We start from the raw sequence: 20,925 nt of genomic DNA, 5'->3' as shown, positions 1-20,925 counted from the left end.
TTTTTTCTTCTATCTCCTCCATCCTGTGCCCTACACAAATCCCTGTGGGAGCGAGCTTGCTCGCGAAGGCGGTCTTGCAGGATGGAAGCAATTTCGTCTTTTTCAGAAAAACTTCAATCCTGCTATTGACTTAGGTTCGCTACCTGCGTAAATTTCGCGGCCTCGGAGATGCAAACGGGTGATTAGCTCAGCTGGGAGAGCGTCTGCCTTACAAGCAGAATGTCGGCGGTTCGATCCCGTCATCACCCACCACTCCCCGAGAGACTTGCGTAAGCAAGAGCGTAGGCTGAAAGTGCCTGCACCGACGCGCAGCGGTAGTTCAGTCGGTTAGAATACCGGCCTGTCACGCCGGGGGTCGCGGGTTCGAGTCCCGTCCGCTGCGCCATATTTTACGAATCAGGCTTGTCTGGTTCGCGATTGCAAAGCACCGAAGCTAGCAGTCAACACGAGTTACTTGAGCGCAAGCTCAAAGCGATACGCAGCGGTAGTTCAGTCGGTTAGAATACCGGCCTGTCACGCCGGGGGTCGCGGGTTCGAGTCCCGTCCGCTGCGCCATATCTGCTTCAAGGACCACTGAACGCCTTGAAGCACCGAAAGCAACCATTGGTTGATTCGGAATCGATAGCAAAGACCCTGGTCGAAAGACCGGGGTTTTTTGTGTCTGAAATTTGGCTTTCCGCTTTTTTCTTCTATCTCCTCCATCCTGTGCCCTACACAAATCCCTGTGGGAGCGAGCTTGCTCGCGAAGGCGTCGGCACATTCAAAATTTGCATCGGCTGGCACAACGCTTTCGCGAGCAAGCTCGCTCCCACATGGGAATGCCCAATTATCTCTGCGGTCTAGATGCGCTGCCACGTCGCATTGATTTTTTGATTCTTTAGTCAAATTTTTGTAACTGGTTGTTTGCTGCGAGCGCAGAAACCTTTAAAGTTAACCTTTCGGTCAGCTTTGCACTGTCATCACGCCTTTCGTTTAGCCAAGAAGGGCTTCTGCAAGACTCGAGATTCCCCAGTAGATAACCAGAAGGGCGGACGTATAACCGCCCAGAGGATGATCCATGTCCAACCGTGATATATCCCGGCGCTCGTTCCTCCAGGGCGGGTTAGTGGCGGGTGTGAGCGTCACGCTCACGCCGCTCAGCACCCAGGCGCTGGCTGCCTTGATGGAAAACAGCGTCACCGTGCCGTCCGAGAAATGGCTCGGCAACAACGGCAAGGCGCGCCAGCGTAACGATGCATTGTCCAAGGTCTGCGGCAGCAAGGTCTTTGCTCGCGACATCCGCTCCAAGGACATGCCGGGCTGGCCCGAGCAGCAAGGCCACGCCATGTTGCTGAAAACCATCAAGGCTGACCGCATCTACGCCGGCTACGATCTGTCGTGGCTCGGCGCCGACCTGCAGCCTGACCGCATTGTCACCGCCGCGGACCTGGACAAGGACGGCATCGTCTTCCCGGAAGAACACGCACCGGATCCATTGCTGCCAGAAGGCAAGGTGCCGATGTTCATCGGTCACCCGGTAGCCATCCTGATCTGGAACGACTTCGAGCGTTTCCGTCAGGCCAAGAACAAACTCAAATTCAATGACAAAGCGATTCGTTACGGTGCACAAGTGCCGTATTACGAAGGCGATCCGTATGGCAGTTTCCGCTATGTACGTGTGGGCGGCGCGACCTCGGCCGACGAGGACGAATTTGCCAGCCTGAAGGACTCGATCCTCTTTCCGATGCTGAAAAACCGTCGTCCGGTGTGGAATTCCCAGCCGAACCTGCACGGCAACCTGACCGAGCGCGGCCTGTTCTACGCCGACCGCATGAAGAAAGAGATCGATACGCCGCCGGACAACTGGCTGGTATTCGACGAGCGCTACAAAACCCCGTCGATCGAACCGGCAGCGATGGAGCCGGACAACGGCAACGGCTGGTACGACCCGAAAACCAAAACCCTGCATTTCGTGGTAGCCACCCAGTGCCCACTGGAAGCTGCGACCGAGACCGCAAAAATGATCTCGCCGTCGCGCTTCGGCCTGGCCAACCTGAACATGCACCCGGGTTACACCGTCGGTTACGGTTCCAAAGACCACAACATCTTCGTCTACTACGCCGCCCTCGCCGCGTTGTACGGCGCCGGTGTGCCTGTGCGCCTGGCCAACGACCGCTACGAGCAGTTCCAGAGCGGCATCAAGCGTCACCCGTTCGACATCCGCTACCAATTGGCCGTGGACAAGAACGACTACAGCTTCAAGATTTTCCGCGCGGAAATGAGCGTCGACGGCGGTGGCCGGATCAACTACAGCCCGTCGGTGGCTGCGGTTGGCGCCACGGCGGCGCAGTCGATCTACTACATGCCGCAGAACGACCTGCAAGTCACCGCCTACCACTCGCGTGCTGTTGAGGCGGGTTCGATGCGCGGCTACGGCACTCTGCAAAGCATGGCGGCGACCGAGATGATGGTCGACGAAATCGCCAATCGCCTCGGTGTCGATGCCATCGACTTGCGTCGCAAGAACGCCCTGCGTTCGGGCATGAAAAACACTCAAGGCGCGATCCCGGCTGGTGCGCTGCGCCTGCACGAAATTCTCGACAAGGCTTCGGTGCACGAAGTCTGGAAAAACCGCGACGCGATCAAGAAACAGCGCGAAGCCGCAGACCCGGACAACTGGTACGGCGTCGGTTTCGCCATCTGCCAGAAAGACTTCGGCACCGGTTCCGAAGCGCCGATGGCCAGCATCGAATTCACCGCTGACGGTCGCATTACCCTGCGCCACATCGGCATTGAAATCGGCACCGGCATGTCCACCTCGCAAGCCCTGGTGGTTGCCGATTTCCTCGGTAGCCCGGCGCACGAAGTGAAGACTGGCGAAACCGAATGGAAGGAAATGCAGCTGATCACCAGCGGCAACCCTTACATCATGAGCCAGGCCGAGCAAGACAACCTGCTGCGCAACCCGCGCTGGGTCGGCAAATTGGCCTCGGCTTCGTCGGCGACCAACTCGGCGTACTACTTCAGCCACGCCACCCGTGAAGCGGCGCGCGTGCTGTTCAACAACGGTTTGTGGCCAGCGGCCATGGAAATCTGGCGTCAGGGTCCTTACGGCGGTCAAGCCAACCCTTACGTGGTGCGTCGCGAAGATGCGCATTGGGTCGACGGTAAACTCACCGCCAACGGCATGCAGCCGCTGAGCTTCGAAGAGCTGGCCAAACGCGCTCACGAGCGTGGTCTGGTGACCGGTGCCACCGTTCACGCGTTCAACCGCTGGAGCTGGGCTGAAGCCGAATACAGCATCGACGGCGTGCGCGAACGCCTGCCGCTCGACGGTCTGGCGGTGAAATACGGCGACGGCGCGCCAAACGCGAAAAAAGCGTTGATGAACACTGCCGGTTTCCATCTGCTGGATCGCCAGAACATCAACTACCCGGTGGTTCAACTGAACAACGCCGCCGTGACTTACTACAGTCCGGTTGCGACGCTGGTCGAGTTGAAGGTCAACAAAGGTTCGGCGGAAGTCGAAGTGCTCAATCACCACTCGTGGGTCGAGTGCGGTCGTGTGCTGGTCGAAGAGTTGGTCAAGGGGCAGCTCGAAGGCGGTATCGCCATGGGCATCGGCCACGCCTTGATGGAAGAGATGCCGCTGTATGAGGGCGGACCGGGGGAGGGTGACTGGAACTTCAACCGTTATCGCCTGCCGATGGCCCGTCACGTTGCCGTGTGGAAACAGACGTCGGAAATTCTCCCGGCGCTGTCGCCAAGCGATCCGTCCAAAGGCATCGCCGAAGTGGTGATGATCCCGATTGTCGGCGCCATCGGTAACGCCGTGGCCCACGCCATCGGTAAACGTGTTCGCGATCTGCCTATCACTGCTACGCGCATCAAGGAGGCCCTCAATGGCTAACCGTCCGCTTCAATTGACCCTCAATGGTCAATCCGTCGGCCCGGTGGACATCCCTGATGACCTGCCGATGATCGACTACCTGCACGAATACAAAAACCTCACCGGTTCGCGTCTGGGCTGCGGCCAAGGCATTTGCCACGCCTGCGTGGTGATCGTCGACAACCCGGACGGCACCAGCGAAGAAGTGCGCACCTGCATCACCGGCGCGCATTACTTCGAAGGTAAAAAAGTGCGCACCATCGAATCGCACGCCAAGCGTGATGAGGCAGGTCAGGTAACCGAACTTAACCCGATCCAGCAGCGCTTCGTCGATGAGTTCGCGTTCCAGTGCAGCTACTGCGCGCCGGGCTTCGTCAATGCTGCGACCGTGCTGGTTGAAAAGCTGCAGCGCCAGCCGATCGTGCAGAGCAAGCTCGAACAAGTCATCGAGGACAGCCTCGGCCATCACGTCTGCCGTTGCACCGGGTACGTGCGTTACTACAACGCCACCCGCAACGTGCTGACCGATCTCGGCCTGGTCAAGGAGGGTTAAGCATGAAGCTTTTTCTGACCCGCCTGACCCTGGCGGTCGGCCTCGCTGCGCCGGTGGTGTTTGCCCACGCCGATGATCAGGTCAAGCGCGGCGAATACCTCGCCCGCGCCGCCGATTGCATGGCTTGCCACACTGCACCCGGCGGTGCGCCGTTTGCTGGCGGCCTGCCGATCGTCTCGCCGTTCGGCACGATCTACGGCACCAACATCACCCCGAGCAAAGAGCACGGCATCGGTCTGTACAACGATGACGAGTTCTTCGCTGCGCTGACCGAAGGCAAGCGTCGCGATGGCGCCAATCTGTATCCGGCGATGCCGTACACCTCGTATCACCTGATGCCGCGCGAAGATTCGGACGCGATCCATGCGTACCTGAAAACCATCGAGCCGATCGAGCGCGCCGCACCCGTCACCAGCCTGAGCTTTCCGTTCAACGTGCGTCCGGGCCTGATCGGCTGGAACATGATGTACGGCAAAGCGCTGAAGCTGGAACCAGCCGAAGGCAAAAGTGCAGCCTGGAAACGCGGCCAGTACATGGTCGAAGTACTCGGTCACTGCGGCGAATGCCACACCCCGCGCGGCCTGCCGGGTGCGATGCAGTTGGATAAGCGTCTGACCGGCGGCATCCTCAATGGTTATCTGGCGCCGAGCCTGCTGGCCACTGATCTGGCCGCTCGCGGCTGGAACGAGCAGGATCTGGGCACGTTCCTCAAGCACGGCATGAGTGCGCAAGGGACGATGTTCAACGAGATGTTCCCGGTGTTCCACAACAGCACCCAGGGCCTGAACGATACCGATCTGGCGGCGATGGCGACGTTCTTGCTCGGCGACAAACCGCCGGCAGCCAAGGCGTTGGTTGAAGTGCCCGTCGAGAAACTCAGCGCCAGTGCCCAGCGCGGCCAGCAGGAATACCTGAACGTCTGCGCCGGTTGCCATGCGGTGGGTGGCGAAGGCAAGCCGCACATCGCGGTGGCCATGCGCGGCAACACCACATTGCGCCTGGAAGACCCGCGCAACTTGTTGCGGGTGATCGAGGATGGTATCGGTGAACAGAAGTTCTCCGGGTTCGAGCACATGCAACCGATGCCGGGTTTCGCCGACAAGCTCAGCCCTGAGCAACTCACCGATCTGCTCAACTACCTGCGTCAAGGGTGGGGCGGACAGTCCGCCGAACTGGCGGTGAGCGAGGTGCAGAAGCTGCAAGCCGACGCACCGTCCATCGAGCACAAGGCGCACTGACATGCAGCATCTCGATCTACAAGTGGTGCGCCGCGCGCTGGAGTGGTCGGTGGCGGGGCAGCGCATCTGGCTCTGCACCGTGCTGACCACTTACGGTTCGGCACCGCGTGCGCCGGGTTCGCTGCTGGCGGTGAACGATGGCGGACAGTGGATCGGCTCGCTGTCGGGTGGCTGCGTCGAGGAAGATTTCCTTGAGCGTGTCGCCGAAGGTGCGTTTCTCGATGCGATCAACGTCGTGCGTTATGGCGAGGGCGACGACCCGCGCTCGCGAGTCAGCCTGCCCTGTGGGGGCATTCTCGATGTGCTGGTAGAGAAGTTTGACGCTGACTGCGAAGTGCAGGCGCATCTGCGTGAGTTGGAGTCGGCGCTGCTCGGTCAGCGTCGCTTGATTCGCGAGGTCGATCTGGCCAGCGGTGCGCGCAGTCTGTTCGCTGATCGCGAGCAGGGTGCGCGGATCGAGCGCGAGATTGATCGGGTGCGGATTCGCATTGGTGCGGCACAGCGCTTGTTGCTCGCCGGTTATTCCAGCGTGGCGCAGGCATGCGCCGAGTTTGCCGTCGGCCTCGGGTTTGAAGTGATTCTCTGTGATCCGCGCGATGAAGTGCTCGAAGGCGTGGTGCTGGATGGCGTGGAGATTCGTCGGCAATTGCCGTCGGTGTTTATTGTCGACGGTGGTTGCCATCGCGATACGGCGGTGGTGGCGCTTACTCACGATCCGCGTATCGACGACCTGGCGATGATGGAGGCGGTGCGCACTGAAGCGTTCTACATTGGCGTGATGGGGTCGCTGCAGACGTCGCAGAAACGCTTCGAACGGTTACGTCGGATTGGTGGTTTGGGCGAGGCTGAGTTGGCGCGGATCCATGCGCCGATCGGTCTTAACCTCGGCAGCAAGACGCCGGCAGAAATCGCGCTGGCTGTGTTGGCGGATATTCTGCGGATTCGCAGTGGTATCGCTCGGGATCAGCTCTGAGTGTTGCGCAATAAAAAAGGGCCGCTGTCAGCGGCCCTTTTTTACATCCCGAATTTATCGCGCAGTCCGTAATACCACGCGCCCAGTGCGGCAAACGGCGTGCGCAGCAACTGCCCGCCCGGGAAAGGATAGTGCGGCAAGTCGGCAAACGCATCAAAGCGCTCGGCCTGACCGCGCAACGCTTCGGCCAACACCTTGCCTGCCAGGTGCGTATAGGTCACGCCGTGGCCGCTGCAACCTTGCGAATAATAGATGTTGTCGCCCAGGCGCCCAACCTGAGGCAAGCGCGACAACGTCAGCAGGAAATTACCCGTCCAGGCGTAATCAATCTTCACATCCTTGAGTTGCGGAAAGGCCTTGAGCATTTTCGGGCGGATGATCGCCTCGATGTTTGCTGGATCGCGCGCGCCATACACCACGCCGCCGCCGAAGATCAGGCGCTTGTCGCCGGTCAGTCGGTAGTAGTCGAGCAGGTAGTTGCAGTCTTCGACGCAGTAATCCTGCGGCAGCAACGTTTTCGCCAGCTCCTCACCCAGCGGTTCGATGGTGATCACCTGCGTGCCGCACGGCATCGATTTGGCCGCGAGTTCCGGCATCAGGTTGCCGAGGTAGGCATTGCCGGCGACGATGATGAATTTGGCCCTGACCTTGCCTTGCGGCGTATGCACAACCGGGTTGGCGCCGCGCTCGATGCGCACGGCAGGCGATTGTTCATAAATGGTGCCGCCGAGGGACTCGACCGCTGCCGCTTCGCCGAGTGCGAGGTTCAACGGATGAATGTGCCCGCCACTCATGTCGAGCATGCCGCCAACGTACTGATCGCAGGCAACCACTTCGCGAATACGGCGTTGATCGAGCAATTCGAGTTGCGTATGGCCGAAGCGCTCCCAGAGGCGTTTTTGCGATTCCAGATGGCCCATCTGCTTGGCGGTAATGGCTGCGAATACGCCGCCGTCCTTCAGGTCGCACTGGATGTTGTACTTGGCCACACGCTCGCGAATGATCCGGCCACCCTCGAACGCCATATGTCCGAGTAGTTGCGCTTGCTTGGGGCCGACGCTGCGCTCGATCACATCAATGTCGCGGCTATAGCTGTTGACGATCTGCCCGCCATTGCGCCCCGATGCGCCGAAACCAACCTTGGCCGCCTCCAGCACGGTCACGCGAAAACCGTTCTCCAACAGAAACAGCGCCGAGGACAATCCGGTATACCCGGCGCCGATCACACAGACGTCCGTCTCCACATCATCCTGCAAGGCAGGGCGGGGCGGTACGGCATTGGCCGACGCAGCGTAATAAGACTCTGGGTAAGGGGTGTTCGCCATCCTGCAGCCTCTGTTTAATATATTTTACGAGTGCGTCGATCCTACCCGAGTTGAAAAACCGCCGCCAGCCACCGGAAAATCTTCGTCGGCGACCCGAAATTAAATATTTTGCATATTCATAGGCTTAGGTGAAAAAAAGGTGTTGACACCCCTCCGGAATTCCGTAGAATGCCGCCTCACAGCAGGCACGTAGCTCAGTTGGTTAGAGCACCACCTTGACATGGTGGGGGTCGTTGGTTCGAGTCCAATCGCGCCTACCAAACAAAATCCGCTCTGCTGGGCGGTCTAGAAGGGCTCACCGAAAGGTGGGCCCTTTTTTGTTGTCTGGGGTTTGCATAGCCCCCGCCTCAGAACGCCAGTTCGGCGCTCACCTCAACATGGTCGATCGTCTTGTCGCCGTGTCCCTCCTGATAGTGCTTCGTCAGCTTCTCGTCCGCGTGGCCCGGCAGCGCCTGTATGTATCCCTGCGGGAAGTTCTGCTGTTCGTGCAAGGGTCATAGCGAGTCGTAGTAGGAGGGGGCGCTTTCAATCCGGATCCGGACATTTGAAGTGCCATGAGTAGACCTTCATATCCTTGATCTCTTCCCCGACGGTGCCTACACCCAGGCAGGTATGGTTTTTGGTGTAATTAAAGATGCAGTACTGAACGCCCACTGAGCAGGATTCAATTTCAACAAAGCCTTTTCGCATGAGGATGTTTTCGACACCGTATTCACCGGAATAGGTTTTGTTGGGTTTCCAGCCACTATTGAGCAGTGCTTTTCTTGCACTGAAAAACGACATGCCTTCCTTGATGGGGGCGTTGGCCGCGCTGGCGAAGAAGCTGCTACAACACAAGAAGCTGACAAGCAGTGTTTGTCGTTTCAATTTTTTACCGTCCGTGGAATTTTGCGCCCGAATAATCCTCTTGGGCTGAAGTGGAGGTCAACAATTCTTCCAGTACCTGAGTGGTCGACTTCTGACCGTCTGTCGCCATCGTCCTTTGAAATAGTTTGGATATTTAATGACTTACGATATTTTTTAACCGACCGGTTATCAAAAATAAGTTGTTGCGCGGCCATTGATTCAGTAAGATCCGCCCCGCGTTCACCACCACGGTTTATGCATTTTTAAATCCCAAGCTTCCATCAGCTGCTTGGGATTTTTTTTGCCTGCGATTTGGCTTTTCCCCTCTAGGCGTTTAGCGACTGTCTGCCCGTTACGGGCAAATCCCTACTTTTTCGACTACTACTGACTGGCCGATTTTCAACTCTTTATAAAGGGGTGTGTCGATGCTGGTTCACTGGTCTCTTGCAGCGGTTCATCTATTGGCTTTTGCCTTGGGCTTCTGGGCGGTGTTGACTCGCGGTACGGCGTTCAGCCGCCTGGCCGCCGGGACGGGGGAGGCTGGGCGAGTTTTGCTCGCTGACAATATCTGGGGGATTTCAGCGCTGATCCTGCTGGTCACGGGTGGGATGCGAGCGTTTGGAGGGTACGAAAAAGGCACTGACTATTACCTTCATCAGCCACTGTTCCATTTGAAGATGACGTTGTTCGTGCTGATTTTGCTGGTAGAGCTCGCGCCGATGATCACGTTGATCAAATGGCGGATTGCATTGGGGCGGGGCAGAACGCTCGATACCGGCCGCACAAGGTTGTTTGCGCGGATAAGTCATCTTGAAGCGTTACTGATGGTGCTGATGGTGATCGCGGCCACTGGCATGGCCCGAGGTGTGACATTTGGTTAGGAGGGCGCTCTTCTCTGTGTTCTCTCGGAAACGTCCTACATCCACTGTTTGGAATGCTAGGTAGTATCGACGCTCAGGGAGGTGTGGCAATGTCAGGCGCCGTGCCCAGCGAGGTGGGGAGCGGGTGGCAATACGGCGCGTGAATCTTTAGCCAGTCATTACACGCAGGTAAACGAACTGGCTAGTGACTGCGATGCGGTTCAGGGCGTTTGTGGCTTGTCCGGTGCGGTCAGGCCAGCTTGAATGCGCTGATAAATCTCTTCACGGTGCACGGCAACGTTTTTCGGGGCGTTGATGCCGATGCGGACCTGTTGGCCGCTTACGCCGAGGATGGTGATCGTAATGTCATCACCAATATTTATGCTTTCACCGACTTTGCGGGTGAGTATCAGCATGGTCTTCTCCTTGATTGCTTTGTAGGGCACCTGATTCAGACAGTGCAGAGGTCGGTGGTACGTATAGATTAGTGCGAAGTCTCACGGTTTGGGTGCCTCTTTCTGACGCGCAGACGCGGCATTAATTCCCAGGGCGTAACTATACAGAGGCTGCATTCATCAATCTCGTTGTTTTGTGCCCATTTTGCGGGGCTCGCGAAGTATTTATGAATGATAAGATCGCCGCTTTGAGAATTCCGAGGAAAGTGTTGTGCGCAAATTGGTCTGGGTCATCGCGGCACTGGTGTTGGCAGGATGTGGTGAAGGCAAGAGTGTAGACGTGCAGAAACCGAAAGCGGCAGTTGCCGCGTCGCCTGCAGCAGCAACCCCGCAGTGGGATCTTGAGGTGCGCGGTGAAACGCCTCAAGCGGTGAGCGACTTGAGCGGCTGGTTGATCGAGCACGCTTTCGTGCCAACCGTGATCAAGGACGGTAACGGTAAAACGCGGATTCTGATCGGCCCGTTCAACTCCCAGGCTGAAGCCGAGGCGCGGAAGGTGCAAGTGGATGCGGCATTGGTGAAAGCCAAAAAGCAGAACGTTGAGTCGGTGTTGATCGAGCACCCGATCACGCCATAAGCACTCCATTCGGCGGAGCTACCTAAAGGCAATCAGGCGCGATTCGTTCCTATTGGAATCGTTGATGATTTCCCGAAGGAGCTCCCCCATGGCCTCCGCCAATCCGTACAAACTCTTCGATGTCACTTTGCATCGTAAAACCCAACTGAGTCCGCACATGATGCGGATTACGCTTGCGGGTCCATCGGTCCATGAAATGGCTACCTGGGCGCCGGATCAACGGGTGAAGCTGTTTTTCCCGGCGGCAGACGGTTCGCAGTCAAAGCTCTCCCAAGAGGATGGCTGGTACGCGCGATTCAAGGCGATGTTGGTCGACCGACGCCCCGCCATGCGCACCTACACCATCCGCCATCTGCGCGCTGAACAGGGCGAGGTGGATATCGATTTTGTTCTGCACGGTGAAACCGGTCCGGCCTCCCGTTGGGCGTTGCGCGCCCAGCCGGGGGATTCGATGCAGATTCTCGCCCCTGACCAACTTTTTTCCGCGCAGCAGGCCGGTGGCTTCGAATGGAAGCCGCCACGAGCCCTGAGGCAGTTGCTGCTGGTTGCCGATGCGACAGCGTTACCGGCGGCGCTGGGTATTCTGGATGAGTTGGCAGCGCTGCGCGAACCGCCGCAAACGCAGGCGTTCTTCGAAGTCGACAGTGCGCAGGACATGCTGGCCGTGCCTGACTGGCCCGGTTTAACCGTGCAATGGCTGGTGCGCGATCAGGCCAATGTGACGGTCGCCGGCACCCTGATGGTGGACGCTGTGCGCCAGGCGAGGTTGCCCGTTCATGCGTCTTTAGCGGGGCAGGCCGCTGAGTTGGCCGAGGTCGATATCGATAAAGACATTCTTTGGGAAATCGCCGATACGGCGACTGACGGATTCTATGGCTGGATCGCCGGAGAAAGTGCGGCAGTCATGAGCCTGCGCAAATACCTGATCAAGGACTGCGGCATCGCGCGCGAATCGCTCAACCTGATGGGCTACTGGCGCTACAACAAACCAGGCAGCTGAGTACAAAAAAGGCCTCGAACATGACGTTCGAGGCCTTTTGTTTTGGGCGTGCGATCAGCCGCAGGCTTTCATATTCACCGGGCCGACAAACTCGTTGCCGCGCCCCATCACACACGCCACGCTTTGATTGCGTTGACGCTCCCAGTCCTGCACCGGGTAAGTCTTGTCCCAGGCCTCATACAATTGCCGATCCTGCTTCGACAGGCGCAAACCGTATTGCTTGCTCATGTAGAAATAAGTGCGGGCAATCATGCCGCGAATGGAAGGGCGGGGCATGACCTTCTTGGCTTTGAAGTCGACCTGCGTCAGGCACGATCCGTACTGCCCGGATTGCACCGGCAGCCAGCCGTAACTGAAGTTGCTGCGGTCGCCATTGACCTCGCCAATGCTCGGCACCAGGTTGTGCAGATCAGCTTCAGCCTTCTGATAACTCGGGTCGTAACGCGTGCAGTTTTTGCGTCCGCCTTCCTGCCAGCATTGACGCTGATGACCGAATTGCCAGGCCGGGACAATGTGTTCCCACTCGATGCGTGAGGCGCGTTTGGCGTTCTTGCGTGGCACATAACCACAAGCCTTCAAATCAACCTTGTTGCCGGTGTATTTGCACCCGCAATAAAACTCGGTTGACTGCGGCGCATACAACTTCCAGGCGACCTTTTTGGCTTCGGTGAATGTGCGAGGGGCGCCGGCCTGGGCGCCCATGGTGATGAACAACAACAGCAATGCAAAACAGCGGACACTCATTGGATCAATCTTCCTTCGGCACAACCCAAAAAATCTGCACGCCACCGTCGTCGCGGTAGGCGAGGGTGACGTTGTCGTTCTCGTCGATTTCCTCGAGCAGGCGCTCCCAGTCATCCATCGGCTCGTCGGGCAGGCGGAAGATCAGTGCGGCTTTGGCTTTTTGAGCGGTGGGCGAATTGATGATTTTTTGAACGCGCATACCCATGCGTTCGTAAGCGTCAGGAGCATCAGGGGAGGTGGCCACGAGGTTATCCTTATTAAGCTGTACGTGCATACAGTATTTAACTGTAAGCATTTTCGCAACTGCTTAAAATTCAAGAAAATCCTCTGACAGCGGTTTTCAGATTTTGATGTAGGCCGTGTCGATTTTTTTGTGGGAAAAGTGCGAGAGCTTTGTAAGTAACGCACCACCCACCTAATGGGCGAGTAGTGCGCAGGGTACCCGATCGAGAATTGAGCGGGCGAAGGTCAATCAGTATTCCCAGAACATCCGTTGCAGCTCTTTGCTGTCGTTGGTTTTGGTCAGGGCGACCATTGCCAGGATGCGGGCTTTCTGTGGGTTCAGGTCGTGGGCGACAACCCAGTCATATTTATCGTCTGGTTGTTCGGCGTTGCGCAGAACAAATCCGCCGGCATTGACGTGGGAAGAACGGATGATTTGCACGCCGTCCTTGCGCAGAGCTTGCAGGGTCGGCACTACGCGGGAGGACACCGAGCCGTTGCCGGTACCGGCATGGATGATCGCCTTGGCGCCGGACTGTGCAAGGGCCTTGTAGGCGGTATCGCTGACGTTGCCGTAGGAATAAGCGATTTCTACATCAGGCAGGCTCTTGATGTTTTTGATGTCGAATTCCGAATCCATGGTGTGACGCTTCGCTGGCAAGCGGAACCAGTAGGATTTGCCTTCAACCACCATGCCCAGTGGACCCCAGGCACTTTTGAACGCCTCGGTCTTGATGTTGATCATTTTGCTGACGTCGCGACCGGACTGGATTTCATCGTTCATGGTCACCAGTACGCCTTTACCGTGCGCTTCTTTGCTGCTGGCCACGGCCACGGCGTTGTACAGGTTGAGCATGCCGTCTGCAGACATGGCGGTGCCCGGACGCATCGAGCCGACGACGATGATCGGCTTGTCGGTTTTTTCTACCAGGTTGAGGAAGTAAGCGGTTTCTTCCAGGGTGTCGGTGCCGTGGGTAATGACGATGCCATCGACGTCTTTGCTGTCGGCCAGTTCGGCCACGCGACGACCCAACTGCAGCAGGTTGTCGTTGGTGATGCTTTCCGAAGCAATCTGCATGACTTGTTCGCCGCGCACATTGGCCAGTTTGTTCAGCTCGGGAATGCCGGCAATCAGTTGCTCGATACCCACCTTTGCAGCCTGATAGGTGGCGCTGTTAGCGGCGCTGGCACCCGCACCGGCAATGGTGCCGCCAGTGGCGAGAACCACGACGTTGGCGAGTTTGGCCTGGGTTTCGACTTCTTTTGCCTGAAGGGCGGTGGGCAGGAGCAGGAGAAGGGCCAAAGCGCCCGGAACCAAAGTGTTGAAAGCAGATTTCATTATTTTTCTCTCTAGTAGTGAGACGGTGCTGATGCAGGTTCATCTAGATGCATCCCAAGCCGATCTGGATGCTCGGGATGCTGTGAAGGGAGCAGGATCTGTACCAGCCGTACTTTGCGTCAGAGAAATGTTTAACTTGATGATTTACATCAAGATTTTATGAGTTGACGAATCGCGGGGAGAATCGTTTATCCGGGTTTCCGAACGCCGGGCACTTTCGTGTTCGGCTCTCCGAAAAGGACTACCGCTTTTGTCCGCTGAAGCGAGTGGCGGTTTTCGGCGTTTCTGCTAAAGAAACCTTCACACGGGCCGATGGGTGTTCAAGGAAACTTAAATTGAGGGAGTTCACATGTCACTGACGGTCGGTTTAGCAAATCCTGGCGCGGTCACCATTGGCGGCAAAACCGCAGCGACCATCAATGCATTGAGTCAGGCGGGGGCGGACGCTTCCAGCGAAGCGCTGGGCACTGAGAAAGAGCAGGGCAATCAGGTCAGGACCGGTGGTGCTGCCGCGCCAGAAGACAGCAAGGCTGAAAGCGGCGATAACCTGAGCGTCACGGTCAAGATGTTGCTCAAGCGAATGCAGGAACTGCAGAAGCAGCTTCAGGAGCAGCAGCAACAACTGGCGGCCGCCCAAGCCAAGACCTATCCGACGCCTGAGGCCAAATCGCAAGCGGTGATGTCCATTCAGGGGCAAATCGCGCAAACCAGCGCCGCGATGGCAGAAGTGGCCGGTGCGCTGGTCAAGGAAATGACCAAGAGTTCCACCAGCGGTAATCTGGTCAGCACCACGGCATAAGCAGCGTAGGGCGAGTCGGACGATTCGCCCTACAAAAAATGACGATTTCTGATTGTTGACAAATGTCGGCGGGATTCGCATAGTTCGGTCTACGCAAACGTTTGCGCGGCTTTCCCGGCGCATTATGGCCTTGGGGAAAGCGAAGTAGCTTACGCCAGCGCAAGCGTTGCTCACAATAATCATAAGATCGGAGTGAACCCATGAAGCTGCCATTCGCTGGACGTCTTCTTGCTGTCGCTATGCTGGCTGCCACAGCCGCCGCACTACCTGTCTCCTCGGCGTTCGCCGAATCTGTCGAAAAACCCAAAGTCGCGCTGGTCATGAAATCCCTGGCCAACGAATTCTTCCTGACCATGGAAGATGGCGCCAAGGCCTACCAGAAAGAACATTCCGCCGATTTCGACCTGATCTCCAACGGCATCAAGGACGAGACTGATACCGCTGGCCAGACCCGTATCGTCGAGCAGATGATTCTGGCCAAGGTCAATGCGCTGGTCATCGCGCCTTCCGATTCCAAGGCCATGGTGCCGGTGATCAAAAAAGCCGTCGATGCCGGTATCACCGTGATCAACATCGACAACCAGCTCGATCCGGCCATCGTCAAAAGCAAAAACATCAGCGTGCCCTTCGTAGGTCCGGACAATCGCAAAGGCGCGCGTCTGGTCGGTGAATACCTGGCCAAGCAGCTCAAGGCCGGTGACGAAGTCGGCATCATTGAAGGCGTGTCGACGACGACCAACGCCCAGCAGCGTACCGCTGGCTTCAAGGATGCAATGGACGCCGCACAGATCAAGGTCGTTTCCCTGCAGTCCGGCGATTGGGAGATCGACAAAGGCAACAAGGTGGCCGCGTCGATCCTCAGTGAATACCCGGACGTCAAAGCATTGCTGGCCGGTAACGACAGCATGGCGGTAGGTGCCGTTTCCGCAGTCCGTGCTGCAGGCAAGGCCGGTCAGGTGCAGGTCGTCGGTTACGACAACATCAATGCCATCAAGCCCATGTTGAAGGACGGTCGCGTGTTGGCCACGGCTGACCAGTTCGCTGCGAAGCAGGCAGTGTTCGGCATTGAAACCGCACTGAAAATCATCAAGGGCGAGAAAGTCGACAGCGGCGCCAACGGCGTGATCGAAACACCGGTCGAGCTGGTCACCAAGTAAGTCTTCTGGCGACACAACGGCGCTCGTCCGTCCGGGCGAGCGCATGGAGAGTTTTTATGTCAGTTTCCGCCCCGAACGCTGTCCTCTCGGTCAGCGGTATCGGCAAGACCTATGCGCAACCGGTGCTTGCCGGCATCGATCTGACGCTGATGCGCGGTGAAGTGCTGGCGCTGACCGGCGAGAATGGTGCCGGCAAAAGTACCTTGTCGAAGATCATTGGTGGTCTGGTCACGCCGACCACCGGCCAGATGCAGTTTCAGGGCAAGGACTATCGTCCGGGCAGTCGTACCCAGGCCGAAGACCTCGGCGTGCGCATGGTCATGCAAGAACTCAATCTGTTGCCGACCTTGTCGGTGGCGGAGAACCTGTTTCTCGATAACTTGCCAAGCAATGGTGGCTGGATCAGCCGCAAGCAATTACGCAAGGCCGCTATCGAAGCCATGGCGCAAGTCGGTCTCGACGCGATCGACCCGGATACGCTGGTCGGCGAGTTGGGGATCGGGCATCAGCAGATGGTCGAAATCGCCCGCAACCTGATCGGCGATTGCCATGTGCTGATTCTCGATGAGCCGACTGCGATGCTGACCGCTCGCGAAGTCGAAATGCTCTTTGAACAGATCACCCGATTGCAGGCACGCGGCGTTGCGATCATCTACATTTCCCACCGCCTCGAAGAGCTCGCCCGAGTCGCCCAGCGCATTGCTGTGCTACGTGACGGCAATCTGGTCTGCGTCGAGCCGATGGCCAATTACAACAGTGAGCAACTGGTCACCCTGATGGTCGGCCGCGAACTGGGCGAACACATCGACATGGGGCCGCGCAAGATTGGCGCGCCGGCGTTGACGGTCAAGGGCCTGACGCGTTCGGATAAGGTTCGCGACGTTTCGTTCGAAGTGCGTGCCGGCGAGATCTTCGGGATTTCCGGGCTGATCGGGGCAGGGCGCACGGAACTGCTGCGGTTGATTTTCGGTGCCGACCTCGCTGACAGCGGCACCGTCGCACTCGGTTCGCCGGCCAAAGTGGTCAATGTGCGTTCGCCGGTCGATGCAGTGCGCAATGGCATCGCGTTGATCACCGAAGATCGCAAGGGTGAAGGTCTGCTGCTCAGCCAGTCGATCAGCGCAAATATCGCGCTGGGCAACATGCCGGAAATCTCCAGTGGCGGTGTGGTTAACAACGGCGACGAAATGGCTTTGGCGCAACGTCAGATCGACGCCATGCGTATCCGCAGCTCAAGCCCGACGCAGCTGGTTTCAGAGCTGTCCGGCGGTAACCAGCAGAAAGTGGTGATCGGTCGCTGGCTGGAGCGTGATTGTTCGGTGCTGCTGTTCGATGAGCCGACCCGTGGTATCGACGTTGGCGCCAAATTCGACATCTATACCTTGCTCGGCGAACTGACGCGCCAGGGCAAGGCGCTGGTGGTGGTGTCCAGTGACCTGCGTGAGTTGATGCTGATCTGCGACCGGATCGGCGTGCTGTCGGCGGGGCGTTTGATCGACACCTTCGAGCGCGACAGCTGGACCCAGGATGATTTGCTTGCCGCCGCGTTCGCCGGCTACCAAAAACGTGATGCGTTGCTCAATGAAGCGGCGCCTAGGGATCTCCCATGAAAACTGCATCTCCTGCCGGCAAACGTAGTGGCAATTTCTACGGCCTGGGCACCTATCTGGGCCTGGCCGGTGCCTTGCTGGCAATGATTGCGCTGTTCTCGGTCTTGAGCAGCCACTTCCTGTCCTATAACACCTTCAGCACGCTGGCCAACCAGATTCCGGACTTGATGGTCCTGGCGGTCGGCATGACCTTCGTGTTGATCATCGGCGGCATCGACCTTTCGGTCGGCTCGGTATTGGCGCTTGCCGCTTCGACGGTCAGTGTGGCGATTCTCGGCTGGGGCTGGGGCGTGTTGCCCTCGGCGTTGCTCGGCATGGCGGTGGCGGCATTGGCCGGTACGGTAACGGGGTCGATCACCGTGGCCTGGCGGATTCCGTCGTTCATCGTCTCCCTCGGCGTGCTGGAAATGGCCCGAGGTCTGGCCTATCAAATGACCGGATCGCGAACGGCGTACATCGGTGATTCGTTCGCCTGGCTGTCGAACCCGGTTGCGTTCGGTATCTCGCCGTCGTTCATCATCGCCTTGCTGGTGATCATCATTGCCCAGGCCGTTCTGACCCGCACCGTGTTCGGTCGCTACCTGATCGGCATCGGCACCAACGAAGAAGCCGTACGTCTGGCCGGGATCAATCCGAAGCCTTACAAGATTCTGGTGTTCAGCCTGATGGGCCTGCTGGCCGGTATCGCCGCGCTGTTTCAGATTTCCCGTCTGGAAGCGGCGGACCCGAATGCCGGTTCCGGTCTCGAGTTGCAAGTGATTGCGGCGGTGGTCATCGGCGGTACCAGTCTGATGGGTGGGCGTGGTTCGGTAATCAGCACGTTTTTTGGTGTGTTGATCATTTCCGTACTGGCGGCCGGGCTGGCACAGATCGGCGCTACTGAACCGACCAAACGCATCATTACCGGTGCCGTGATCGTCATCGCTGTGGTGCTCGACACGTATCGCAGTCAACGCGCAAGCCGACGGGGCTGAGACATGGCAACGATCAAGGATGTAGCGGCGCTCGCGGGGATCTCCTACACCACCGTGTCCCATGTGGTGAACAACACTCGGCCGGTCAGTCAGCAAGTGCGGCTTAAAGTCGAAGCGGCGATCAAGAGCCTCGACTACGTCCCGAGTGCCGTGGCGCGCTCGCTGAAAGCCAAGACCACCGCCACCATCGGGCTGCTGGTGCCGAACAGCCTCAACCCGTACTTCGCGGAGCTGGCGCGCGGCATCGAGGATTATTGCGAGCGTAACGGCTACTGCGTGATCCTCTGCAACTCTGACGATAATCCGGAAAAGCAGCGCAGCTATTTGCGCGTGCTCCTGGAAAAACGTATCGACGGTTTGATCGTTGCTTCGGCGGGCGGCGACAGTGGCCTGGCGCAAGGTTTGGCAGGGGTTAAAACGCCGATGGTCATCGTCGACCGAGGCCTCGAAGGGGTCGACGCCGATCTGGTGCGCATCGATCACGAATACGGTGCCTATCTCGCGACCCGCCATCTGCTGGAATTGGGCCATCGCGATATCGCCACCATCGGCGGTCCGGCGAGCACCAGCGTGGCGCAGATGCGTCAGGCCGGTTATTGCCGGGCGCTGAAAGAGGCGGGCATCGACGTGCAGCCAGCGCGCATGCTGGAAAGTGATTTCACCAGCACTGGTGGCTACAACGCGGCAGCGATGCTGCTTGAAAGCAATCCGCCGAGTGCGATTTTTGCCGGTAACGACATGATCGGCATCGGTGTTCTGCGTGCCGCCGCTGAGCGTAACGTGCGCGTACCAAGCGAGCTGTCGGTGATCGGCTTCGACGATATCCAGATGAGCCGTTATGTGTACCCGGCATTGACCACTGTCGGCCAGTCGATCCTGCAACTGGGTGAGATGGCTGCAGAAGTATTGCTGCGCAGGATCGCTACACCGAGCCTGGGGACGGATCAACGCATCGTGACCCCAAGTATTGTCTTGCGCGAGTCGACCGCGCCGCTGTCCGGCGTGTTCACCGAATACCGCTGAAAACCGAATTGACGAGTACTGATGTATGCCAGCAAATGTAGTGGTAATAGGCAGCCTGAACATGGATCTGGTGACTCGGGCGCCACGGCTGCCGCGAGGCGGTGAAACGCTGATCGGTCATTCCTTCACCACCGTGTCCGGCGGCAAGGGCGCCAATCAGGCTGTGGCTGCCGCCCGCCTGGGCGCGCAAGTGGCGATGGTCGGTTGTGTCGGCAACGACGACTACGGCGTGCAATTGCGTGATGCGTTGCTGGCCGAGCAGATCGATTGTCAGGCGGTGAGTGTCGTCGACGACTCCAGCGGTGTTGCGTTGATCGTGGTGGATGACAACAGTCAGAACGCCATTGTCATCGTTGCTGGGGCCAACGGCGCAATGACGCCCGCGGTCATCGATCGTTTCGATGCCGTACTGCAAGCCGCCGACGTGATCATCTGCCAGCTCGAAATCCCTGATGCCACGGTGGGGCATGCGCTCAAGCGTGCGCGTGCACTGGGCAAAATCGTGATTCTCAATCCGGCACCGGCCAGCCGCCCACTGCCGGCTGACTGGTTTGCTGCGATCGACTACCTGATCCCCAACGAAAGCGAAGCCGCCGCGTTGAGCGGACTGCCAGTCGACTCGCTGCAAACCGCAGAAAGTGCTGCCAGTCATCTGATCCGCCTGGGCGCGGGCAAAGTCATCATTACCCTCGGCGCCGAAGGTTCGTTGTTCGCCAACGGCAAAGGTTTCGAGCATTTCCCGGCACCGAAAGTGAAAGCTGTCGATACCACGGCGGCGGGGGATACCTTCGTCGGTGGTTTTGCCGCTGCGTTGGCAAGTGGCAAGTCCGAGGCTGAAGCGATCCGCTATGGGCAGATTGCCGCCGCGCTGTCGGTAACCCGTGCCGGTGCGCAACCGTCCATTCCAACCCAATCCGACGTACAGGCCTTTAAACCCGCATGAAAAAAACTCCCCTGCTCAACGTCGCGTTGTCGCGACTGATCGCGTCCCTGGGCCATGGCGACATGGTGGTCATCGGTGATGCGGGGTTACCCGTGCCGCCAGGTGTCGAGCTGATTGATCTGGCGCTGACTCACGGCGTGCCTGACTTTGTCAGCACCCTCAAAGTCGTCCTCAGCGAGATGCAGGTGGAAAGCCATGCGCTGGCCAAGGAGATTTTCGACAAGCAACCGACCGCGCTGAGTACGCTGGACGCCCTGAATGAAGAGGGCGCGCTGGGCCGTCGTGACTTACTCAGTCACGAACAATTCAAAGTTCTCAGCCGCCAGGCACGGGCGATTGTCCGTACCGGTGAATGCCAGCCGTATTGCAACATCGTGCTGGTCGCCGGGGTTACGTTTTAATTTTTGATTTCACCTGCA

Annotated in this window: 21 protein-coding genes and 4 tRNA genes; 18 read left to right on the top strand and 7 right to left on the bottom strand. The window is 58.4% G+C overall.

Annotated features, from left to right (window positions below):
• The first annotated feature begins 176 nt into the window (after nucleotides 1-176).
• The 7 genes from WA225_RS01405 (at nucleotide 177) to WA225_RS01375 (ending at nucleotide 6,632) form a co-directional block, all read left to right on the top strand.
• Nucleotides 177-252, top strand: a tRNA-Val gene (locus WA225_RS01405).
• Nucleotides 253-308: 56 nt separating this feature from the next.
• Nucleotides 309-385 (top strand) — tRNA-Asp (locus WA225_RS01400).
• Nucleotides 386-478: 93 nt separating this feature from the next.
• A tRNA-Asp gene (locus WA225_RS01395) sits at nucleotides 479-555 on the top strand.
• 502 nt (nucleotides 556-1,057) lie between these two features.
• Nucleotides 1,058-3,889: a xanthine dehydrogenase family protein molybdopterin-binding subunit gene (locus WA225_RS01390; RefSeq protein WP_422606589.1), complete on the top strand. Its 2,832-nt coding sequence runs from the start codon at nucleotides 1,058-1,060 to the stop codon at nucleotides 3,887-3,889.
• Complete coding sequence (locus tag WA225_RS01385; RefSeq protein ID WP_422606588.1) at nucleotides 3,882-4,421, top strand: (2Fe-2S)-binding protein; 540 nt, start codon at nucleotides 3,882-3,884, stop codon at nucleotides 4,419-4,421. Before WA225_RS01390 ends, WA225_RS01385 begins: the two co-directional genes overlap by 8 nt.
• Nucleotides 4,422-4,423: 2 nt before the next feature.
• The gene (locus WA225_RS01380; protein WP_422606587.1) at nucleotides 4,424-5,659 is read left to right on the top strand and encodes a c-type cytochrome; all 1,236 of its coding nucleotides are present in this window, start codon (nucleotides 4,424-4,426) and stop codon (nucleotides 5,657-5,659) included.
• Nucleotide 5,660: 1 nt separating this feature from the next.
• Complete coding sequence (locus WA225_RS01375) at nucleotides 5,661-6,632, top strand: XdhC family protein (protein ID WP_422606586.1); 972 nt, start codon at nucleotides 5,661-5,663, stop codon at nucleotides 6,630-6,632.
• Nucleotides 6,633-6,673: 41 nt separating this feature from the next.
• Here WA225_RS01375 and WA225_RS01370 read toward each other — a convergent pair whose 3' ends face one another.
• Nucleotides 6,674-7,957: an NAD(P)/FAD-dependent oxidoreductase gene (locus WA225_RS01370; protein WP_422606585.1), complete on the bottom strand. Its 1,284-nt coding sequence runs from the start codon at nucleotides 7,955-7,957 to the stop codon at nucleotides 6,674-6,676.
• A gap of 183 nt (nucleotides 7,958-8,140) precedes the next feature.
• Between WA225_RS01370 and WA225_RS01365 the strand changes: the two genes are divergently transcribed.
• Nucleotides 8,141-8,217 (top strand) — tRNA-Val (locus tag WA225_RS01365).
• An 87-nt stretch (nucleotides 8,218-8,304) separates the two neighbouring features.
• Here the strand turns inward: WA225_RS01365 and WA225_RS01360 are convergent.
• Nucleotides 8,305-8,448: a hypothetical protein gene (locus WA225_RS01360; protein WP_422606584.1), complete on the bottom strand. Its 144-nt coding sequence runs from the start codon at nucleotides 8,446-8,448 to the stop codon at nucleotides 8,305-8,307.
• A gap of 34 nt (nucleotides 8,449-8,482) precedes the next feature.
• A complete protein-coding gene (locus tag WA225_RS01355) occupies nucleotides 8,483-8,824 on the bottom strand; it encodes a hypothetical protein (protein ID WP_422606583.1) in 342 nt (113 codons plus the stop codon).
• Between the two features lie 404 nt (nucleotides 8,825-9,228).
• Here WA225_RS01355 and WA225_RS01350 point away from each other — a divergent pair, with 404 nt between their 5' ends.
• On the top strand, nucleotides 9,229-9,684 hold the full coding sequence (locus tag WA225_RS01350) for a DUF2214 family protein (RefSeq protein WP_422606582.1): 456 nt from the start codon (nucleotides 9,229-9,231) through the stop codon (nucleotides 9,682-9,684).
• 200 nt (nucleotides 9,685-9,884) lie between these two features.
• On the opposite strand, the gene csrA is transcribed toward WA225_RS01350, so the two are convergent.
• On the bottom strand, nucleotides 9,885-10,079 hold the full coding sequence (csrA, locus tag WA225_RS01345; RefSeq protein ID WP_003179932.1) for a carbon storage regulator CsrA: 195 nt from the start codon (nucleotides 10,077-10,079) through the stop codon (nucleotides 9,885-9,887).
• 250 nt (nucleotides 10,080-10,329) lie between these two features.
• On the opposite strand from csrA, the gene WA225_RS01340 reads away from it, so the two are divergent.
• Together WA225_RS01340 and WA225_RS01335 are read left to right on the top strand one after the other, a co-directional pair.
• Complete coding sequence (locus WA225_RS01340; protein ID WP_422606581.1) at nucleotides 10,330-10,695, top strand: SPOR domain-containing protein; 366 nt, start codon at nucleotides 10,330-10,332, stop codon at nucleotides 10,693-10,695.
• An 88-nt stretch (nucleotides 10,696-10,783) separates the two neighbouring features.
• The gene (locus WA225_RS01335) at nucleotides 10,784-11,695 is read left to right on the top strand and encodes a siderophore-interacting protein (protein WP_422606580.1); all 912 of its coding nucleotides are present in this window, start codon (nucleotides 10,784-10,786) and stop codon (nucleotides 11,693-11,695) included.
• A gap of 54 nt (nucleotides 11,696-11,749) precedes the next feature.
• On the opposite strand, the gene WA225_RS01330 is transcribed toward WA225_RS01335, so the two are convergent.
• The 3 genes from WA225_RS01330 to WA225_RS01320 form a co-directional block, all read right to left on the bottom strand.
• Entirely contained in the window at nucleotides 11,750-12,439 is a 690-nt protein-coding gene (locus WA225_RS01330) for an endonuclease (protein ID WP_095111733.1), read from the bottom strand.
• Between the two features lie 4 nt (nucleotides 12,440-12,443).
• Nucleotides 12,444-12,713 (bottom strand): DUF1654 domain-containing protein, encoded by a 270-nt coding sequence (locus WA225_RS01325; protein ID WP_090282667.1) that lies wholly within the window; start codon nucleotides 12,711-12,713, stop codon nucleotides 12,444-12,446.
• A 198-nt stretch (nucleotides 12,714-12,911) separates the two neighbouring features.
• Complete coding sequence (locus tag WA225_RS01320) at nucleotides 12,912-14,000, bottom strand: asparaginase (protein ID WP_422606579.1); 1,089 nt, start codon at nucleotides 13,998-14,000, stop codon at nucleotides 12,912-12,914.
• 349 nt (nucleotides 14,001-14,349) lie between these two features.
• On the opposite strand from WA225_RS01320, the gene WA225_RS01315 reads away from it, so the two are divergent.
• The 7 genes from WA225_RS01315 to rbsD all read left to right on the top strand — a co-directional run bounded on the left by WA225_RS01315 (nucleotide 14,350) and on the right by rbsD (nucleotide 20,907).
• Nucleotides 14,350-14,799, top strand: a complete 450-nt coding sequence (locus WA225_RS01315; protein ID WP_422606578.1) for a hypothetical protein — start codon at nucleotides 14,350-14,352, stop codon at nucleotides 14,797-14,799.
• A 200-nt stretch (nucleotides 14,800-14,999) separates the two neighbouring features.
• Nucleotides 15,000-15,956: a sugar ABC transporter substrate-binding protein gene (locus WA225_RS01310; protein ID WP_422606577.1), complete on the top strand. Its 957-nt coding sequence runs from the start codon at nucleotides 15,000-15,002 to the stop codon at nucleotides 15,954-15,956.
• 56 nt (nucleotides 15,957-16,012) lie between these two features.
• A complete protein-coding gene (locus tag WA225_RS01305; RefSeq protein WP_422606576.1) occupies nucleotides 16,013-17,566 on the top strand; it encodes a sugar ABC transporter ATP-binding protein in 1,554 nt (517 codons plus the stop codon).
• Entirely contained in the window at nucleotides 17,563-18,540 is a 978-nt protein-coding gene (locus tag WA225_RS01300) for an ABC transporter permease (RefSeq protein WP_016984938.1), read from the top strand. The genes WA225_RS01305 and WA225_RS01300 overlap by 4 nt, the downstream gene beginning before the upstream one ends.
• Before the next feature lie 3 nt (nucleotides 18,541-18,543).
• On the top strand, nucleotides 18,544-19,563 hold the full coding sequence (locus WA225_RS01295; RefSeq protein ID WP_422606575.1) for a LacI family DNA-binding transcriptional regulator: 1,020 nt from the start codon (nucleotides 18,544-18,546) through the stop codon (nucleotides 19,561-19,563).
• 25 nt (nucleotides 19,564-19,588) lie between these two features.
• Nucleotides 19,589-20,506, top strand: a complete 918-nt coding sequence (rbsK, locus tag WA225_RS01290) for a ribokinase (protein WP_422606574.1) — start codon at nucleotides 19,589-19,591, stop codon at nucleotides 20,504-20,506.
• Nucleotides 20,503-20,907 (top strand): D-ribose pyranase, encoded by a 405-nt coding sequence (gene rbsD, locus WA225_RS01285; protein WP_053118990.1) that lies wholly within the window; start codon nucleotides 20,503-20,505, stop codon nucleotides 20,905-20,907. The genes rbsK and rbsD overlap by 4 nt, the downstream gene beginning before the upstream one ends.
• Nucleotides 20,908-20,925: the final 18 nt, after the last annotated feature.

The organism is Pseudomonas sp., assembly GCF_049300855.1.
In the GTDB taxonomy this organism is placed as follows: Bacteria; Pseudomonadota; Gammaproteobacteria; order Pseudomonadales; family Pseudomonadaceae; genus Aquipseudomonas.
The sequence above is the reverse complement of the archived record's forward strand: the minus strand, read 5'-3'. Positions and strand labels throughout refer to the sequence as shown.

Bases quoted from the DNA above. Each gene is read 5' to 3' on its own strand.
- WA225_RS01295 (WP_422606575.1), top strand. From the start codon at position 18,544: ATGGCAACGATCAAGGATGTAGCGGCGCTCGCGGGGATCTCCTACACC.
- WA225_RS01390 (WP_422606589.1), top strand. From the start codon at position 1,058: ATGTCCAACCGTGATATATCCCGGCGCTCGTTCCTCCAGGGCGGGTTA.
- WA225_RS01380 (WP_422606587.1), top strand. From the start codon at position 4,424: ATGAAGCTTTTTCTGACCCGCCTGACCCTGGCGGTCGGCCTCGCTGCG.
- WA225_RS01375 (WP_422606586.1), top strand. From the start codon at position 5,661: ATGCAGCATCTCGATCTACAAGTGGTGCGCCGCGCGCTGGAGTGGTCG.
- WA225_RS01350 (WP_422606582.1), top strand. From the start codon at position 9,229: ATGCTGGTTCACTGGTCTCTTGCAGCGGTTCATCTATTGGCTTTTGCC.
- rbsK (WP_422606574.1), top strand. From the start codon at position 19,589: ATGCCAGCAAATGTAGTGGTAATAGGCAGCCTGAACATGGATCTGGTG.
- WA225_RS01315 (WP_422606578.1), top strand. From the start codon at position 14,350: ATGTCACTGACGGTCGGTTTAGCAAATCCTGGCGCGGTCACCATTGGC.
- WA225_RS01305 (WP_422606576.1), top strand. From the start codon at position 16,013: ATGTCAGTTTCCGCCCCGAACGCTGTCCTCTCGGTCAGCGGTATCGGC.
- WA225_RS01370 (WP_422606585.1), bottom strand. From the start codon at position 7,957: ATGGCGAACACCCCTTACCCAGAGTCTTATTACGCTGCGTCGGCCAAT.
- WA225_RS01385 (WP_422606588.1), top strand. From the start codon at position 3,882: ATGGCTAACCGTCCGCTTCAATTGACCCTCAATGGTCAATCCGTCGGC.
- rbsD (WP_053118990.1), top strand. From the start codon at position 20,503: ATGAAAAAAACTCCCCTGCTCAACGTCGCGTTGTCGCGACTGATCGCG.
- csrA (WP_003179932.1), bottom strand. From the start codon at position 10,079: ATGCTGATACTCACCCGCAAAGTCGGTGAAAGCATAAATATTGGTGAT.
- WA225_RS01320 (WP_422606579.1), bottom strand. From the start codon at position 14,000: ATGAAATCTGCTTTCAACACTTTGGTTCCGGGCGCTTTGGCCCTTCTC.
- WA225_RS01335 (WP_422606580.1), top strand. From the start codon at position 10,784: ATGGCCTCCGCCAATCCGTACAAACTCTTCGATGTCACTTTGCATCGT.
- WA225_RS01310 (WP_422606577.1), top strand. From the start codon at position 15,000: ATGAAGCTGCCATTCGCTGGACGTCTTCTTGCTGTCGCTATGCTGGCT.
- WA225_RS01300 (WP_016984938.1), top strand. From the start codon at position 17,563: ATGAAAACTGCATCTCCTGCCGGCAAACGTAGTGGCAATTTCTACGGC.
- WA225_RS01325 (WP_090282667.1), bottom strand. From the start codon at position 12,713: ATGCACGTACAGCTTAATAAGGATAACCTCGTGGCCACCTCCCCTGAT.
- WA225_RS01330 (WP_095111733.1), bottom strand. From the start codon at position 12,439: ATGAGTGTCCGCTGTTTTGCATTGCTGTTGTTGTTCATCACCATGGGC.